This window comes from Pseudomonas sp. H2_A10, from assembly GCF_054680085.1.
On record NZ_CP162821.1, the window covers coordinates 3302475 to 3318630 of the forward strand.

The window sequence follows — 16156 nt, forward strand, 5'->3', positions numbered from 1 at the left end:
CCCAACACTCGGCACCTCGCCCAGGCTCGGTGTGCCCGTAATCCGACATTGATTTGAGGGGCCGCCACCACGCGCCATTCATGGCGCGGGGCGGCTAAACCGGCATCCCTGCCGGTTTACCCCAAATCAATGTCGAATTACGGCCAGCGTGTTTGACGGGGCGCCTGAGATCACAATCAAAAGCAACAGCCAAAGCAACAGCAAACAGTCCCCTGCGCGCTTCACCCATTGACCGCCTATCCCCACCCTCCCAAACCCAATTGAATTTTCCCCACCTGCCCATGCTCTTTCCTATAGAAGCGCCGCACGGCGAGCGCTCTTGCGGGGCCTTCATGCAAGAAGGCCGGGTTGTATAGGACATTGCGGGAACTGCCATCATGACGCTACTAACGGCGCTGTCGGGCCAGCCGGCCTCTGTGCATCACTCGGGCTACGGTGAGTATCAGCGAGTCTATCAACAGCTGTATGACGAAGTGCCGGACGCCGGCGCGCTGGCGCGCGAGTTTCTGCAAGCGCAGTTGGCGCAGGTTCGGCACGCGGCCAACGAGCTGCCCGACGAACCGCAGCATTTGTGTGCCTGGGTCGAACAGCGCTGCGCCGTCGTCGCCCAGGCCTACGCCGAGTACCTTGAACAACGCCAGCAAGGCCGACCACGTCGTTACTTTCGCAACAAAGCCCATGCGCTGTATGTGCTGCAACGCGTGGCCCCGACCAAACAGGTGGATGGCGCCTGGCTGTACGGTTTACTGCACCACTGGCAAGACCAGCGTTTCGACGGCCTGATCACCACCTATCTCGAAGAGTTGGGCGACGGTGAGGCCGCGCAGAATCATGTGGTGATCTACCGCAAGTTGCTCAGCGAACACGATGCTGACAGCGATGCCGGCCTTGAGGATGAGCACTATGTGCAAGGCGCCCTGCAAATGGCCTTGGGCCTGTGCGCCGAAGAGTTCTTGCCGGAGGTGATCGGCTACAACCTGGGCTACGAACAGCTGCCGCTGCACCTGTTGATCAGCGCGTATGAACTGAGTGAGTTGGGCATCGACCCTTATTACTTCACGCTTCACGTGACCATCGACAATGCCAGCAGCGGCCACGCCTGCAAGGCGGCGCAGTCGGTGCTGAACCTGCTGCCGCTGGGCGAGGGCAGGGCGCAGTTCTATCAGCGTGTGGCCCAGGGCTACCGTCTCAACGATCTCGGGCCGGGCACCACGGCCGTGATCGAGCGTTTCAACCTGCACGACGAAGTGGTGGCGATGCTCGAACGCAAGCGCACTTTCGGCCAGCACATGCATTCGGACTATTGCCGCTTCGAAGGCAAGACCGTCAATCAGTGGCTGACCACGCCGGGGCAAATCCCCGGGTTTCTCCAGGCCCTGCAAGACAAGGGCTGGATCCGACTGAACCAGGACCCCGCCGACAGCCGTTTCTGGCAGTTGATCGAGGGCGCCGGCGCGGCGATGTTCGGCGTGTTCAGCGGCTATGAAAAACAACTGCTGCACGATTGGATTGCCGGGGAGTGGGCCAGCGACCAACGCGTGCCACCCGCCAGGCCTGGACGCGGCAGCCCGTTTTCCCGCGAGCAACAGCGCCCCACCGACCCGGACACCCAGGCCTTGGTGAACGCGCTGTACAACCTGACCGACGAGCAGCAGCTGCAGGCGCTGATCCCGTGGCTGTCCGCCCGCCGTCATTGCACCCCGGCCGGTCTGTACGCCACCCGCCGTTTTATCCAGCTGCGCACGCGTCTACGCTAAGGAGCGACCCCATGTCCGCACAACAACTCGCCGACCGCGCCTTACTGAACCTGGGCAGGGGCTTGAAAGAAAGTGGCTACCGGTTCATCACCCCCACCCCTTTGACCCACGAGCGGGTGTACCGGCGCCTGGGGACACCGCTGGCGATGAACGTGCGCGATGTGTTCGGCTGGTCGATGCCGTTTGACAATGACCTGCTGCCCGCCGCGTTTCGCGATGAGTTGCAGCAAGCGGATGTGATCGAAAAACACGACGCGCTGTGGCGCAGTAACGTGCGCTGGTCGAGCCTTGGGGACCTGCTGTTCGCCCATTCGCCGTACCCCACCACTCAAGCGGACGCGGTGTTTTTCGGGCCTGACAGCTATCGTTTTGCGCAGGTGATCGAAGCCCATCTGCAACAGCGTTTCGAGCCGCTCAAATGCGCGGTCGACATCGGCTGCGGCGCGGGCGTGGGCGCGCTGGTCATTGCCCATGCACGGCCTGATGCGCAGGTGGTGGCGGTGGACATCAACCCGCGCGCCCTGCGTATGACGGCGGTGAACGCCGAGTTGGCCGGCCTGGGCAACGTCAGTGTGTACCAGAGCGACCTGCTGGCGAGCCTGCAAGGTTCATTCGACTTGATCGTCGCCAACCCGCCCTACATGAACGACGATCGGCAGCGCGCCTACCGGCATGGCGGCGGTGCATTGGGGGAGCAACTGTCGGTGCGCATCGTCAGTGAATCCCTCGGGCGCCTGGCCCTGGGTGGCAGCCTGGTGCTGTATACCGGCGTGGCGATGGTCGCGGGCGAGGATCCGTTCCTGGAGGCGGTCAGGCCCTTGCTGGCCAGCGACGCCTACGGCTGGACCTACCGCGAACTGGACCCTGACGTCTTCGGCGAAGAACTCGATAAACCTGGCTATGAGCGCGTCGAACGGATCGCCGTGGTCGCGCTCACCGTCACCCGGTTGCGTTGACGGCCCATGCTCACCTTCGGCATCGAAGAGGAATACTTCATCACCGACCTGCACAGCCGCCGAATGCTCAGCGAGCCGCCGGCAGCGGTGTTGACGGCCTGTCAGCGGGCGATAGGCGCGGGGTTTGCCTTCGAAATGTTCCAGGGGCAGATCGAAGTGGCGTCGCCGGTGTTCAAGGCCAGCCGCGACGCCGCCGATTACCTGGCGACCGTGCGGCATAACCTGGCGCAATCGCTCGGCGACTTCGGCCTGGGCATCGTCTGCGCCGGCAGCCATCCGCTGGCCGCCTGGCGCGAGCAGACGCCCACGGTGCACGCGCATTTCGAGCAGTTGTTCGAGGACGTTCAGCAGGTGGCGCGCCGCAGCGTGTTGTGCGGTTTGCATGTGCATGTGCAGGTGCCGGAGCAGCTCGATCGCATTGCGGTGATGAACGAGGTCTCGCCGTGGCTGCCGTTGTTATTGTTGCTCAGTTGCTCGTCGCCGTTCTGGGAGGGGGCGCCCAGTGGCTTCATGAGTTACCGCCAGGCCGCTTGCGATGAGTGGCCGCGCATGGGGGTACCGGAGCATTTCGAGGACTGGGCGGCCTACCAGCGGTATTTGGGATTGCTGCGGCGCATGGGTGTGATCAAGGCCGACGGCAACGGCTGGTGGGGCATTCGCCCGGCGGCGCGTTATCCCACCCTTGAGTTGCGCATGACGGATGCATGCCCCCGGCTGGAGGATGCGCTCACCCTGGCCACGCTGTTTCGTGTGATGGTCACCCATGCCTGCGGCATGGCTCGGCCCGGCGCCACGTTTACCGCGCAGACGCGTTGGCTGCTCCAGGAAAACCGTTGGCAGGCCAAGCGCTATGGCGCGCAGGGCGCCTTCGCGCTGGACGACGAGGGCGCCACCGGCACTGCCGAGCAATGGTTGGAGCGGGCCTCGCGACGGTTTCGAACGACCGCCGCCAACATGGGTGAACCCGCCGTGTTCGACCACGCCCTGGCGCTGTTGCGTCGGGGCAGCAGCGCGGTCGATCAACTGCGGTGTTTTGCAGACGCCTCGGCCAAAGGCGCGGATGCGCATGCCGGCCTACAAGAGGTCGTCGACCGCTTGCTCGCCCAGAGCCGTGGCGACCTTTGATCGGCTGCCCGCGAACGCCAACGGAACACTCGCCATGAGCGCTGCCCCTAATGAATGACGCTACTCAACAACCGGAGTGCAGCCCATGCGAGCCATGACCTATCAAGGCGCCCATAAGGTGCAGGTGGACACCGTTCCCGACCCCATCATCGAGCAACCCGACGACATCATTCTGCGGGTCACCGCCACCGCTATCTGCGGTTCGGACCTGCACCTGTACCGCGGCAAGATCCCCACCGTGGAGCATGGCGATATCTTCGGCCATGAATTCATGGGCATCGTCGAAGAGACCGGGCCAGGGGTGACGGCGGTGCAACGCGGTGACCGCGTGGTGATCCCGTTCGTGATTGCCTGTGGCGAGTGTTTCTTTTGCCAACTGCAGCAGTTCGCGGCCTGTGAAACCACCAACGACGGACGCGGTGCGATCCTGAATAAAAAGGCGATCCCACCGGGCGCCGCGCTGTTCGGCTACAGCCGCCTGTATGGCGGCGTTCCGGGCGGCCAGGCCGAACTGGTGCGGGTGCCCAAGGCCAACAGCGGGCCGTTCAAAGTGCCCGGCGTGCTGGCGGATGAAAAAGTACTGTTTCTCTCCGACATCCTGCCCACCGCCTGGCAGGCTGTGACCAACGCCGGCATCGGCCAAGGCTCCAGCGTGGCGATCTATGGCGCCGGGCCGGTCGGGTTGCTGAGTGCGGCGTGCGCGCAAATGTTGGGCGCCGAGCAAATCTTCATGGTCGACGATCACCCGTATCGGCTGGCGTATGCGCAGCAGATGTACGGCGTGATCCCGATCAACTTCGAAGACGACGATGACCCCGCCGACACGATCATCCGCCAGACCGCAGGCATGCGCGGCGTCGACGGCGTGGTGGATGCGGTGGGTTTCGAAGCCAAGGGCAGCACCACCGAAACCCTGCTCACCACCCTCAAGATCGAAGGCAGCAGCGGCAAGGCGTTGCGCCAGTGCATCGCCGCCGTGCGCCGGGGTGGGGTGGTCAGTGTGGCGGGGGTGTATGCCGGGTTTATCCACGGGTTCATGTTTGGCGACGCCTTCGACAAGGGCCTGACCTTCAAGATGGGCCAGACCCACGTGCAGCGCTTTCTACCGCAGTTGCTGGAGCATATCGAATTGGGGCGGCTGAACCCGGAGGCGATCGTCACCCACCGGCTGCCTCTGGAACAGGCGGCGCGGGGTTACGAGGTATTTGATAAAGGCGAGGAGCAGTGCCGCAAGGTGATTCTGGTGCCGGGCATGGAGGATCGGCCGCTGACCGAGCCGCTGGAGCCGGAACCGACCCCCGGCCTTCGCGTACAAGGCGTACCCGGTTTCTAGGCCAAATACCTCTGAATGTGGGAGGGCCTGCTCCCACATCGGGGCCTGGTGTCAGGCCGTCGCTTGCGGCTGCAGGCGCAGCTCACCGTCCACGTCCTTGACCAACCCGCTGGCCAGAAACAACGGCGCCAGGCGTTTGTGTAGTTGCGGCTCGACGAATTCCTTCACCGTCTCCAGCACCAGAACGCCACTGAGCGGCAGCTCGGCCTTGGAGTATGACAACCACGCCTTCTTCAACGCCAGCAGCACATCACTGCCCGCCGTGGAGGCAAAGCGGCGGTGGGTGGGTTTGCCGTCGAAGTTGAACGTGTGCTGGAACTCATAGCCGCTTTCATCACCGCCGCCGGCGGTGCAGCGGATGCAGGTGCAGGTGCCGTCGCCGAAAGCGCTGCGCAGGTAGGCGTTGAAGTCCATCACGGGCTTGAGTGACAGGCGCTTATCCACCTCGAACAGGTCCCCGGTCATTTTTTCGTCAGTGTTCAACGTCCATTTCCTCGCAGGTTTACCGCAGTTTTTCAAAGCGCGGCACAATACCAGCCACGCGCGGGTTTGGGGATTATTTGCATAACCATTGAGACGCCGGCGGTGGGTCAGTCGGCTTATTTTCAACTGACCCACCGCTATCGGGAGCAAGCCCCCTCCCACAGGGGGGCGTCATCGTCTGTAAGGTCAGCGAAAGAACTCCCCCGGCGTCGCCTCAAACTGCTGGCGAAATGCATTGATAAACGCCGACGTCGATTCATACCCACAGTTCAGCGCCACATCTGTCACCCGTTCGCCTTGTTCCAGGGCGGGCAGGGCGCTGAGCAGGCGCAAGCGCTGGCGCCAGGCGCGGAAGGTCAGGCCGGTGTCTTTCAAAAACAAGCGGCTGAGGGTCTTTTCGCTGAGCCCCAGTTTTTCGCTCCATTGCCCCAAGGTGGTCTGCTGCTCGGGGCGCAGGTTGAGGCTGCGGTAGATCTGCCGTAAACGGGCGTCGTGGGGCAGGGGTAGCATCAGGTCCACCTGGGGCGCGGCGGCGAGTTGGTCGAGGATCACCTGGGCCAGGCGCCCGTCCGGGCCGTCCTCGGCATACTCCACCGGCAGTTCGCTGAAGCTGCGGATCAGCTCGCGCAACAGGCTGCTCACCTCCAGCACATGACACTGCTCGACCGCCCAGGCGGTCACGCTGCAATCCAGATACAGGCTGCGCATCTCGGTATGGGGCGCGCTGTAGACGCGGTGCGGCATGCCCGCTGGAATCCATACCGCGCGTTGCGGCGGCGCGACAAAGCGCCCGGCGCTGGTCTGGATCTCCAGCACCCCGCTAATCGCGTAGGACAATTGCACCCACGGATGGCTGTGGCGACGGGTCAACGCGCGGTTGGGCAGCGATTCGGTACGCCCATACACCGGGCGTGGCAGGCTGGACAGCCCGGGAATGCTGCGGCGCACGGTTTTATCATGTCCTTTGGGCGGCATTTACTGGCTCATTGGCGTTAGTCGGTAACAAGCGGTTACGTTAGAGTCGCGGTGACGCTCTTGGCAACCCCTGGAAGATTCGCTCATGACTCGCCCCCGTTTCCTGCCCGACAACTTCACCCTGACGCTGATCGCCACGGTGATCCTGGCCTCCCTGCTACCCGCCAGCGGCCAGACCGCCGTGGCGTTCGGCTGGGTGACCAACCTGGCTATTGCGCTGCTGTTTTTCCTGCATGGCGCCAAGCTGTCACGCCAGGCCATCGTCGCCGGGGCCGGCCACTGGCGCCTGCACTTGCTGGTGTTCAGCCTGACCTTTGTGCTGTTCCCGCTGTTGGGCCTGGCGCTCAAGCCGGTGCTGTCGCCGCTGATCGGCAACGACCTGTACATGGGCATGCTCTACCTCTGCGCCTTGCCGGCCACGGTGCAATCGGCGATTGCCTTCACCTCGCTGGCGCGCGGCAATATCCCGGCGGCGATTTGCAGCGCGGCGGCGTCGAGCCTGTTTGGTATCTTCCTCACGCCGTTGCTGGTGACGCTGTTGCTGAATGTGCACGGTGACGGCGGCAACACCCTCGATGCCATTGTGAAAATCAGCGTGCAATTGCTGCTTCCATTTGTCGCAGGGCAAATCGCTCGTCGTTGGATTGGCGAGTGGGTAGGCCGCAATAAAGCGTGGCTCAAATTCGTCGACCAGGGCTCGATCCTGCTGGTGGTCTACGGCGCCTTCAGCGAAGCGGTCAATGAAGGTATCTGGCACCAGATCCCGCTGTGGGAACTGGGCGGCCTGGTGGTGGCCTGTTGCGTGTTGCTGGCCCTGGTGCTGATGGCGTCCGCCTTGCTGGGCAAGGCTTTGGGCTTTAGCCAGGAAGATCGCATCACCATCCTGTTTTGCGGCTCGAAGAAGAGTCTCGCCACCGGCGTACCGATGGCCCAGGTGCTGTTTGCCGGTGCAACCATGGGCGTATTGATCCTGCCGTTGATGCTGTTTCACCAGATCCAGTTGATGGTCTGTGCGGCGTTGGCGCAGCGGTATGCCCAGCGACCGGAAGCGATTTCGGAGCTGATGGGGCAGGTCGATCCTTGAAGCGTCGTGTTACTATTTTTCTGCGCTGCTCAAGGGCTGGCATTGGGCCGGATTGATCAGCGCAGGAACTGAGTACGACGCCCGTCAATGAGCATTTCTGCCGCAACTCCCCAAGCCAATTGGCAACCGGTCATCGCCCTCGCGCTGGCCGCGTTCGTCTTCAATACCACTGAATTCGTGCCGGTCGGGCTGCTCAGCGCCATCGGCGCCAGCTTCGACATGCAGGTGTCCAGCGTCGGCCTGATGCTGACTATTTATGCCTGGATCGTGTCCCTGACCTCGCTGCCGGTGATGTTGCTGACCCGCAACGTCGAGCGCCGCAAGTTGCTGATCGTGCTGTTCGGCCTGTTTATCGCCAGTCATATCCTCTCCAGCGTGGCCACCAGCTTTGGCCTGCTGATGGTCAGTCGCGTCGGCATTGCGTTGTCCCATGCGCTGTTCTGGTCGATCACGGCGTCGCTCGCGGTGCGCCTGGCGCCGGCGGGCAAACAGGTACAAGCCCTGGGGCTGCTGGCTACCGGCACGTCATTGGCGATGGTCCTGGGCATTCCCCTCGGCCGCTTGCTGGGCGAGGCCATGGGCTGGCGCACCACCTTTCTGGTGATCGCCGCGTTTGCGGGCGGGCTGGTGTTCTGGCTGGCGCGCACCTTGCCGCTACTGCCGAGCCAGAACTCCGGCTCGCTGCGCAGCCTGCCGCTGCTGTTCAAGCGCCCGGCGCTGGTGGCGCTCTACGTGCTCACCGCGATGACCGTGACCGCGCAATTCACCGCCTACAGCTACATCGAACCTTTCGTCGAAGGCGTCGCTGACCTGGGGGGCAGTGCGGTCACCTTGATCCTGTTGGTATTTGGCGGCGCGGGCATTATCGGCTCGCTACTGTTCAGCCTGGTGCACCGCTTCAACCCCCACCTGTTCGTGGTGGGCGCGGTGTTTATCCTGGCGGCGTGCCTGGCGCTGTTGCTGCCCTTGAGCGGCGCCGAATCCTACCTGGTGATCCTGAGCATGTTCTGGGGCATGGCGATCATGGGCTTCGGCCTGGCCATGCAGTCCAAAGTGCTGGTGCTGGCACCGGACGCCACCGACGTAGCCATGGCAATGTTCTCCGGCATCTACAACATCGGCATCGGCGGCGGCGCCCTGATGGGCAGCTGGGTCGGCAGCCACTTCGGCTTCGCCTGGATCGGCGCGGCGGGTGGGCTGCTGGCGGCGGTGGCGTTAGGTGGGTATTGCCTGGCGATTCGCCGGTTTGGGACGGGGGTGGCCGCTGCTTGAGTGCGGCACTCGCGGATAGGCCCCGACAATAGGATGCGAAAGCGAGTCATGGATTTTTAGAGAGAGCGTGGTGGATATGGATAGGCAGGAACAAGAACTTAAGCGTTTTCTTGAGGCGCAGACCCGCTTTTCGTTTGCGGATGTAGGGACTGCCTATACGGCAAAGGATTTTTGGACGTGGGCCTTTTCCAACATGGAGGTCCCTGTTCTACGAGGTGTGTTGATCGAATACCTAGTGGCCCGCCACCTGATCGCCCACAACGACGCAATCGTTGGGGACACGGTAAGGTCACTCACTACCGAAACGCCTGGCCCCGGTGATTTGACCAAGAGTATCGAGCGATTCTACCGGCAGCAGCCCCATGGCGATGTGTTTGATCTGCAACTGACATGGGGCGTTACGCTGGAGATTAAAAAGCACGGCGTCGCCAAACAGCTGGCGGATCAAGAAAACCAGTCGCTGGAACTGTATCGAGGACAAAAACCTCAAGCAGACCGTGTTTCCAGCACACTTCTACGTCCTCGCCCATATGGCCGATGACGCGGTGATCAAGGACGGTAAGCTCGATTTGGGCGCGGTGGTTTTTCACGTCCGAACCGGTCGTGAAATGGACGCGCTCGCGGGCACGCATGAGTCGGTGGGGTTTTCCACGTTTGTTGGAGAGGGTGCAGGTGTTCGCTCGTGCAGTTTTGATCAGCTTCCCGACGTATTGCTTGCGCTGCAAACCCAGCGGCTTGCCGATATCCGGGCAAAAATGCTGCCCGACTGGCAGCTTGAGCCTCTCAAGCAATGCCACGATCAGGTTTACCTCCCGCTGGCGGTCGAGCAGGACGGGAAAGTGGAGGCTTGTTGGTATATAGAATTCAAGTACGAGCTTGGAGGTAAAAAGGGCAGGCGAGTGGTCCCTCTTGAACCCATTCACTCATGCTGGCTCCCCGGGGTGATACCCGACTGGCGCGACTGGGAGGCTGCGGGCTTCTGCTACGTCGCGCAGGGGGAAGCGATTGTAGAAGTGGGCGAACCCACTTCGGTAACGGCTTCTTAACGCCCAGCCAACACCTTCTCCAATTTCTCCTGGTCCCGCGCAAACTGGCGAATCCCTTCCGCCAGTTTCTCGGTGGCCATCGCGTCTTCATTCGAGGCCCAGCGGAACTGCGCTTCGCTCAGCGGTTGACGGGCCTCGCCCTCGGTGCCCGGCACCAGTTTGCGCGCCAGCGGGCCATGGTCGTCAGCGAGCGTTTGCAGCAGGTCCGGGCTGATGGTCAGGCGGTCGCAACCGGCCAGTTCTTCGATCTGGCTGAGGGTGCGAAAGCTTGCGCCCATGACCACGGTCGGGATGGCGTTGGCCTTGTAGTAGTTGTAGATGCGCGTCACCGACTGTACGCCCGGGTCTTCGGCGCCGGTGTAGTCCAGGCCGGTGTGCTTGCGGTACCAGTCGTAGATGCGACCCACGAACGGCGAGATCAAAAATACCCCCGCATCGGCGCAGGCCTGGGCCTGGGCGAAGGAGAACAGCAGGGTCAGGTTGGTCTGGATGCCGGCTTTTTCCAGGCGTTCGGCGGTGCGGATACCTTCCCAGGTGGAGGCCAGTTTGATCAGCACGCGGTCGCGGCTGACACCGGCCTGGTCGTACAAGGCGATCAATTGGTTGGCCTTGGCCCATAACGCGTCTTCATCGAAGGACAGGCGCGCGTCGACTTCGGTGGAGATACGCCCCGGAATCACCTTGAGGATGCCGCAGCCCACCGCCACCGCAAAACGATCGCAGGCCAGGTCGACATCGCCCTTGGACGCGCTGACGGCATTGCGCAGCAACTCGGCGTATGCCGGGATGGCGGCGGCCTTGAGCAGCAGCGAAGGGTTGGTGGTGGCGTCCACCGGGCGCAGGCGGCTGATGGCTTGCAGGTCGCCGGTGTCGCAGACCACGGTAGTGAATTGCTTGAGTTGTTCGAGTTTGGACGTCATGAGCGGCGGTCTCCAAATAAGGTTAGCGGTTGAGGGCCTGGGCGGTGTCGAGGTCGGTGACCAGGATGTCGAGGTAGCCGCCGGTGAGCGCGCCACGAATCGCCTGGACCTTGTTCAGCCCGCCGGCCAGGCCGAGCACGCGGTGGATGTTGCGCAACTTGGGCAGCGCCACCGACACCACGAACTCTTCATCTTCCTCCAGCACCGGCTTGCCCTGGGCGTCGAAGTAGCGCAGGCAGATATCGCCCACCGCGCCGCGCTCGGCCAGCAGGCGCAGCATGTCTTCAGTGTAGTAATTGCCGCTGTTGCGCAGCAGTTGCGAGGGCTCCAGGTCGCCGATGCCGACAATCGCCAGGGTGATGCTGTCAAAGCGTTGCAGCACCTCCTTGACCTCTTCCATCTGCACGATGCGCTGCTTGCTCTGCACCGATTGCTCGATACTTTGCGACGGCAGTAAATACGCCGGGCAATTGAGCAGGGTGGCCAGGCGCTGGGTGAGCAGGGTGGCCTCGAACGCGCCTTTGTTGCCGACGCCGCCGAGCAGTTGCACGACTTCCTCGGCGCCTTGCTTGCCCGGTTGTGCATGCAGGTGGCCGACCATCGCGCGAATGGTGCTGCTCCACGACGAAATGCCGATGCGGTCCTGGGGCGACAGGCTGGTTTCAAGATAGTGCGCGGCGGCTGAGCCGATGGCTTGCTTGATGCTTTCATCATTGCCGGGCTCGGTGGCTTCCACCACGATCACCCGGCGCACGCCGTAACGGCGTTGCAATTGGTTCTCCAACTCCAGATGCAGGCCTTGCAAGCGCATCACGCTGATCTTCACCACGCCTTCCTGCAACGCCCGGCGCAGGGCGCGGCTGATAAAGGACTGGGACAGGTCCAGTTGCGTGGAAATTTCGGACTGCTTGAGCCCTTCTTCGTAATAGAGGCTCGCAATCTTGGTGATCAGGCGCTGTTCTTCGATCTGGCTCATGAAAGCCTCAGTGGTTGACTCAATGGCCGTGAGGATACCAAACCCTCACGACATGATCAGGCCGCCATCAATATTGATCGCCTGGCCGGTCAGGTAGGCTGCGTCGTCCGACGCCAGGAACGCCACCAGCCCGGCGACATCCGAGGGCTTGCCGGCGCGGCGCAGGGGGATGTTCTTGACCCATTCGGCCATCAACTCACCCTTGGCGTAGCGTTTTTCGTCGGTGCTGAGGATCTCGCCCCATACGCGGTCGTTGTAGTCCCACATCTCGCTTTCGATGATGCCGGGGCAGAACGCATTCACCGTGATGTTATGCCGCGCCAGCTCCAGGGCCAGGCTCTGGGTGATGCCGATCACGCCCATCTTGCTCGCGGCGTAGTGCGGCGTGTAGATGAAGCCCTGGCGGCCCTGGCCGGACGAGGTGTTGATCAGGCGTCCGCTGCCTTGCTTGACCATGTACTTGGCCGCCTCCCGGCAACCCAGCCACACGCCGGTGGTGTTCACCTGCAGCACCTTGTCGAAGTCGGCGCGGGGCATGGTGTCGTAGTGGTCGATGGTGATGATGCCGGCGTTCTGCACCGACACGTCGATACTGCCAAACCGCGCGTGGCCTTCGCGGTAGAGGCGTTCGATATCGCTTTCGTTGGTCACGTCGATGCCGAGGGCGAGGGTGCTCACGCCATATTCACGGGCCAACTGGTCGGCGGTGAAGGTTACGCGCTCCAGGTCGTTGGAGGCCAGCACCAGGTGGGCGCCTTCACTGGCGAAGCGCTCGGCGATGCCGGCGCCGATGCCTCGGCAGGCGCCGGTGATAACGATGGTTTTACCGCTGAATCGTTGCGACATGACAGGCTCCTACCAGCACACAAAACCGCCATCGACCAACAGGTCGACACCGGTACAGAACGACGAGGCCTGGCTGACCAGAAAGATCGCCGGGCCGACCATTTCTTCCACGCCGGCCATGCGGCCCATGGGCGTGGTCTGTTCAAAGATCTTCACCTGCTCGGCGACTTCCGGGCGCGAATTCATCGGCGTCGCGGTGTAGCCGGGGCTGATGCAATTGACGCGCAGGCCCTTGTCGGCCCATTCCATCGCCAGGCTCTTGCTCAGGTGGATCACCCCGGCCTTGGAGGTGTTGTAGTGCGCTTGCAACAGGCCACGGTTGACGATGCTGCCGGACATGGACGCGATGTTGACGATGGCGCCTTTGCCACGCGGCAACATCACGGCGGCCTGGGCCTGGCAACTGAGGAAGATGCCGGTGAGGTTGATGTCCAGCATGGTTTGCCAGCGTTGCAGCTCCAGGTCCTCGGCGGCCTGGGCGTTGGCGATGCCGGCGCAGTTGACCGCGACGCTGAGTTCGCCCAGTTCGCGTTCGGTGCGTGCCACGGCGGCATCCAGCGCGGCGCGCTCGGTGACCGTGCCGCTCAAGGCCAGGGCGCGACGGCCCAGGGCCTGGATACGCTCGACGGTGCTGGCGATGCCGGGGCTACCGGCTAGATCAAAGCAGGCCACATCGGCGCCGGCTTGCGCGAGGCCGACGGCGATGGCCTGGCCGATGCCGCTGCCGGCACCGGTAACAAAGGCGACTTGGCCCTGAAGACTGAAAAGCTGCATGCAATTACTCCATTCTTGAATTCACAGCAGATCCCCTGTGGGAGGGGGCTTGCTCCCGATGGCAATCTGTCAGTTGATAAATCAGCTGGCTGATCCACCGCCATCGGGAAGCAAGCCCCCTCCCACATTGGATAGCGGTGATCTTTGGTCAGGCAGTGGCCATTTCCATTACGGAAACCGGTGTCGCCTCGCCCCGTTCCAGAATCCCCATCTGCCGCCCCCGGCTCATCACCATTACCCGATGGGACAGCCCGAGCACCTCATCCAGGTCCGAACTCACGACAATCACCGCCATGCCCTTGGCCGCGAGGTCGGCGATGACTTCATAAATCGCCGCCCGCGCGCCCACGTCGATGCCGCGTGTCGGCTCGTCGAGGATGAACACCTTGGGATTGCGCGCCAGCCACTTGGCAATGATCACCTTTTGCTGGTTACCCCCGGACAAACTGGAAATACGCGACTGCGGCGCACCTTTCACACCCAGGCGAGCCACCGCCGTGCGCGCGAATTCACGCAGCGGGGCAGGGAACACCCAGCCGCGCTTATCCAGCAGGTCGGTGTTGCCGTAGATCAGGTTGTCTTCGATGCGATGCTCCACCACCACGCCTTGCTGCTTGCGGTCTTCGGGCACCAACACCACACCGGCCTGGATCGCCTCGAACGGCGAACGCAACTGGCGCACTTCGCCATCCAGCAACAGATGCCCCTGGATGTCCTGGGCCGCACCGGCCAGGGTGCGCACCAGTTCGGTCCGCCCGGCGCCGACCACGCCGGCAATGCCGAACACCTCGCCAGCACGCACACTGAAGTCGATGCCGTGCAGGGCAAACTCGCGGCAACTCACATCCTTGACCTGCAACATCACCTTGTCCTGCGGGGGTTGCAGGGCGGGGAAAATCCGCTCCAGGCTGCGCCCGACCATCTGTTCCACCAGTTCCCGCACCGGCACTTGCGCAGTGGCATGCAAGGCGATCTGACGGCCGTCGCGCAGCACCAATACACGGTCGGCAATGCGCGCGATTTCTTCCAGGCGATGGCTGATATAGATAAATGACACGCCCTCGGCCTTGAGCCGCTCCACTTGCTGGAACAGCAGCTCGGTTTCCTCGCCGCCCAACGCGGCGGTGGGTTCATCCAGGATCAACAGGCGTGCCTTGAGGGTCAGCGCCTTGGCGATTTCCACCAGTTGCTGGGCCGCCACGCTCAGCCCTTCGACCTTGCGCGACGCCGGTACCTTGAGGCCCAGGCGCTCCAGCTGGATCTGCGCCTGGGCCTCGATGTAGGCACGGTCCACCCGCCCGTGACGCATGGGCAGGCGACCGACGAAGATGTTCTCGGCGATCGACAATTGCGGCAGCAGGCGGATCTCCTGGTGGATCAGGCCGATACCGGCGCCCAACGCCGCACCCGGCGAGGCGGGCGCGTAGGGCGCGCCAAGCCAGGTCATGCTGCCCCCGGCCTCCGGCTGCACCAGCCCGGCAATGATCGAGGACAAGGTCGATTTGCCCGCGCCATTCTCGCCGAGCAAGGCCAGGACTTCACCGGGGCGAATATCCACATTCACTTGCGACAACACCTGCACCGGGCCATAGGCCTTGCTGATGTTGTGCAGGCACAGCACCGCGTCGGCGGCTGTGTCCAGAGCTGCTGCGTGCATGACGACCTCCCAGGGTTACGGGTGCTGTTGCAGGAACGGCGCGACGTTTTCTTTGGTGGTCAGCACGGTGGGCAGCAGTTGCTCTTTGGGCAGGGTTTTGCCGGCTTTCAGATCGATCGCCGACGCCACCGCCAGACGGCCCATTTTCTGGGTCTGCTGGGTCATGGTCGCATTGAGCACGCCGCTTTCCACGGCCTTGAGCCCGGCGACATCGCCGTCGAAGCCGACGATTACCACCTTGTGATCGAGATTACCGACCTTCACCGCTTGCGCGGCGCCCAGCGCCATGGCGTCGGCGCGGCCGAAGAATACGGTGATGTTGGGGTCACGCTGGAGCAGGTCCTGGGCCACGGCGAAGCCTTTATCCTGCGCCCATTCGGCGGGTTGCTGGGCCACGACATTGAGGCCGGGGAAGGCTTTGAGGCCCTCGGCAAAACCCTTGGCACGATCGTTCTCGGGGGTGGTGCCGATCTGGCCTTGCAGGATCGCGATGCGGCCCTTGCCTTCGGTAACCTTGCCCACGTACTCGGCCAGGGTCTTGGCGCCGGCCACGCTGTCGCTGGCGATAAAGGTATCGCCCGGTGCGTCGGGGGCGTTGCGGTCTACGGCGATCACCGGGATGCCGGCGGCTTTTGCGGCCTTGACCGGTACACCGGCGGCGGTGGCGCCGGCCGGGATGTAGATCAGCACGTCGATCTGGCGGGTGATCAGGTCTTCAATCTGGCTGACCTGGGTGGAGGAGTTGCCCTGGGCGTCCACGGTGATCACCTTGATTCCCTTGGCCTTGCCCTCGGCTTCCACCGATTGCTTGATCTGGTTGAAGAAGTCGGCCTGCAGGTTGGCCACGGCCAGGTCGATGGTCAGGTCCTTGGCCCAGGTGGTGCCTGCGGCGGTGAGGGTGGCGGCTGCCAAGGCGGTGGCCAACAGCAATTTTTTGGGGCTGAACATGTCG

Annotated in this window: 16 protein-coding genes; 8 read left to right on the forward strand and 8 right to left on the reverse strand. The window is 63.2% G+C overall.

Going from position 1 to position 16156, the window contains the following annotated elements; all coding sequences use genetic code 11:
• Positions 1-377: 377 nt before the first annotated feature.
• The 4 genes from AB4O23_RS15365 to AB4O23_RS15380 all read left to right on the forward strand — a co-directional run bounded on the left by AB4O23_RS15365 (position 378) and on the right by AB4O23_RS15380 (position 5171).
• On the forward strand, positions 378-1757 hold the full coding sequence (locus AB4O23_RS15365; protein WP_017527247.1) for an iron-containing redox enzyme family protein: 1380 nt from the start codon (positions 378-380) through the stop codon (positions 1755-1757).
• Between the two features lie 11 nt (positions 1758-1768).
• A complete protein-coding gene (locus tag AB4O23_RS15370) occupies positions 1769-2713 on the forward strand; it encodes a methyltransferase (RefSeq protein WP_017527248.1) in 945 nt (314 codons plus the stop codon).
• Between the two features lie 6 nt (positions 2714-2719).
• Positions 2720-3838: a carboxylate-amine ligase gene (locus AB4O23_RS15375; protein ID WP_068935779.1), complete on the forward strand. Its 1119-nt coding sequence runs from the start codon at positions 2720-2722 to the stop codon at positions 3836-3838.
• Positions 3839-3923: 85 nt separating this feature from the next.
• Positions 3924-5171 (forward strand): zinc-dependent alcohol dehydrogenase, encoded by a 1248-nt coding sequence (locus AB4O23_RS15380; protein WP_137219754.1) that lies wholly within the window; start codon positions 3924-3926, stop codon positions 5169-5171.
• Between the two features lie 51 nt (positions 5172-5222).
• On the opposite strand, the gene AB4O23_RS15385 is transcribed toward AB4O23_RS15380, so the two are convergent.
• Positions 5223-5654 (reverse strand): hypothetical protein, encoded by a 432-nt coding sequence (locus tag AB4O23_RS15385; protein WP_135196997.1) that lies wholly within the window; start codon positions 5652-5654, stop codon positions 5223-5225.
• 186 nt (positions 5655-5840) lie between these two features.
• A complete protein-coding gene (locus tag AB4O23_RS15390) occupies positions 5841-6629 on the reverse strand; it encodes an AraC family transcriptional regulator (RefSeq protein WP_017527252.1) in 789 nt (262 codons plus the stop codon).
• An 85-nt stretch (positions 6630-6714) separates the two neighbouring features.
• Here AB4O23_RS15390 and AB4O23_RS15395 point away from each other — a divergent pair, with 85 nt between their 5' ends.
• From AB4O23_RS15395 to AB4O23_RS15410, 4 genes are all read left to right on the forward strand, one after another.
• Complete coding sequence (locus tag AB4O23_RS15395) at positions 6715-7713, forward strand: bile acid:sodium symporter family protein (protein ID WP_017527253.1); 999 nt, start codon at positions 6715-6717, stop codon at positions 7711-7713.
• A gap of 87 nt (positions 7714-7800) precedes the next feature.
• Entirely contained in the window at positions 7801-8985 is a 1185-nt protein-coding gene (locus AB4O23_RS15400) for a sugar transporter (RefSeq protein ID WP_460106048.1), read from the forward strand.
• Between the two features lie 76 nt (positions 8986-9061).
• Positions 9062-9526: a hypothetical protein gene (locus AB4O23_RS15405; RefSeq protein WP_460084785.1), complete on the forward strand. Its 465-nt coding sequence runs from the start codon at positions 9062-9064 to the stop codon at positions 9524-9526.
• Positions 9516-10031: a hypothetical protein gene (locus AB4O23_RS15410; protein ID WP_460084782.1), complete on the forward strand. Its 516-nt coding sequence runs from the start codon at positions 9516-9518 to the stop codon at positions 10029-10031. Before AB4O23_RS15405 ends, AB4O23_RS15410 begins: the two co-directional genes overlap by 11 nt.
• On the opposite strand, the gene tal is transcribed toward AB4O23_RS15410, so the two are convergent.
• The 6 genes from tal to AB4O23_RS15440 all read right to left on the reverse strand — a co-directional run bounded on the left by tal (position 10028) and on the right by AB4O23_RS15440 (position 16152).
• The gene (gene tal / locus AB4O23_RS15415) at positions 10028-10951 is read right to left on the reverse strand and encodes a transaldolase (protein WP_017527256.1); all 924 of its coding nucleotides are present in this window, start codon (positions 10949-10951) and stop codon (positions 10028-10030) included. The two genes, AB4O23_RS15410 and tal, sit on opposite strands and share 4 nt — an antisense overlap.
• Before the next feature lie 22 nt (positions 10952-10973).
• Complete coding sequence (locus tag AB4O23_RS15420; protein ID WP_017527257.1) at positions 10974-11927, reverse strand: sugar-binding transcriptional regulator; 954 nt, start codon at positions 11925-11927, stop codon at positions 10974-10976.
• 45 nt (positions 11928-11972) lie between these two features.
• The gene (locus tag AB4O23_RS15425; protein ID WP_017527258.1) at positions 11973-12773 is read right to left on the reverse strand and encodes an SDR family oxidoreductase; all 801 of its coding nucleotides are present in this window, start codon (positions 12771-12773) and stop codon (positions 11973-11975) included.
• Positions 12774-12782: 9 nt separating this feature from the next.
• Positions 12783-13547 (reverse strand): SDR family oxidoreductase, encoded by a 765-nt coding sequence (locus AB4O23_RS15430; protein WP_065878695.1) that lies wholly within the window; start codon positions 13545-13547, stop codon positions 12783-12785.
• 148 nt (positions 13548-13695) lie between these two features.
• Entirely contained in the window at positions 13696-15204 is a 1509-nt protein-coding gene (locus tag AB4O23_RS15435; RefSeq protein ID WP_017527260.1) for a sugar ABC transporter ATP-binding protein, read from the reverse strand.
• A gap of 15 nt (positions 15205-15219) precedes the next feature.
• Positions 15220-16152 carry a substrate-binding domain-containing protein gene (locus AB4O23_RS15440; RefSeq protein WP_460063848.1) on the reverse strand — a complete coding sequence of 311 codons (933 nt, stop codon included), beginning with the start codon at positions 16150-16152 and terminating at the stop codon, positions 15220-15222.
• Positions 16153-16156 lie beyond the last annotated feature (4 nt).